Below are 1,207 nucleotides of genomic sequence, written 5' to 3'. Positions count from 1 at the left end.
TTGTAAAGGTATCCCTATATGACTTGATAGTGTTATCACTATATCCTGTTTTATTGGGTATATAATTTAGAAAGTAGGAAGATAGGTACTTCCCAAAATCAGTACTATGCATCTGTTTCCACCTCCGGGAAAACTCCATCGTAAAGAGGTGCAATAGAATCAATGATTAGTCCATAAGCTTCTTCGGTAAGTCTTAAGTATTTTTCTGTGCTTTCAATATCCCTATGGCCTAAGTAAGCACATAAGATTGGTAATGCACAATAGATGTCCTGTCCATCTTTAACCATCTTTTCAAGCGAATGTACTGCGAAAGTATGGCGTATATCATGTACTCTAGGACCGACTTCACTATCTGTAAATATTCCTGCTGTCTTCATGAAATGTTTGAATTTTACATATACAGGCGTATTGTTATATTTCCCGTTATCCCGTGAGGGATAAAAATATCCTTCGCCATACATATCAAACCCCATTTTCGAAGCATATTCTCGACAATAATGGGTTAATGAACTCGACATAGGGACTAATCTGCTTGAATTATTTTTTGCTTTTGTGACTGTCAGTACCCCGTTATCTAAATCAACATCTCTCTTTTTCAACGACAGTGCTTCATTAATCCTTAGTCCACATCCGTACAACATCCTAAAAAGCATAGGATAAATCATGTGATAACGTTTACTCCATGGTGTATATTCCAAATTATCTACAACTTTTAATATTCTAGTGATTTCTTCACGAGTAAAAATATAGGGAGTAAATGTATTTGAAATAGGGATTAATTCTTTTGGATGGACGTAAAAACTAAAGCCAATGCTATTCATAAATATGGAAAATTGTCTAATAAGGCTCATTCTCATATGCTGAGTTTTGGGCGATTCAGTGCCCCTTCTACTAACATAGTCTTCCACCATTTCTTTATTAAGTATCAGTGTAGGCATATCATATTTTTTAAAAAAGTCATCCATGTATCTTAAACTATAAAATGATGATTCACCAAATTTATAACCAAGATTTCTTTTATACTCAACATACATCGGACAGTACTCTTTAAACGGTCCATCAAAAACGAAATCTTTTTCTCTATCTTTCATAAGGCACCTCCAATGAAACTGATCGGAGTTGTTCTATGTCGATACGGAGATACAACTTCGTTGTATTCGAATTTTCATGCCCTAATACGCCAGTAATAACAGGAAATGGAGTATTT

1 protein-coding gene is annotated in these 1,207 nt (G+C 34.6%); it reads right to left on the bottom strand.

Annotation, left to right across the window (positions count from 1 at the left end):
- Positions 1-104: 104 nt before the first annotated feature.
- Complete coding sequence (locus ACFCY1_RS41525; protein ID WP_066230470.1) at positions 105-1,091, bottom strand: tyrosine-type recombinase/integrase; 987 nt, start codon at positions 1,089-1,091, stop codon at positions 105-107.
- Positions 1,092-1,207 lie beyond the last annotated feature (116 nt).

Origin of the sequence: Kitasatospora sp. NPDC056273, from assembly GCF_042268845.1 — a bacterium.
Lineage (GTDB): Bacteria > Actinomycetota > Actinomycetes > Streptomycetales > Streptomycetaceae > Kitasatospora.
This window is presented reverse-complemented; position numbering and strand designations above follow the sequence as displayed.

Coding starts and splice junctions, on each gene's coding strand:
- ACFCY1_RS41525 (WP_066230470.1), bottom strand. CDS start 1,091: ATGAAAGATAGAGAAAAAGATTTCGTTTTTGATGGACCGTTTAAAGAG.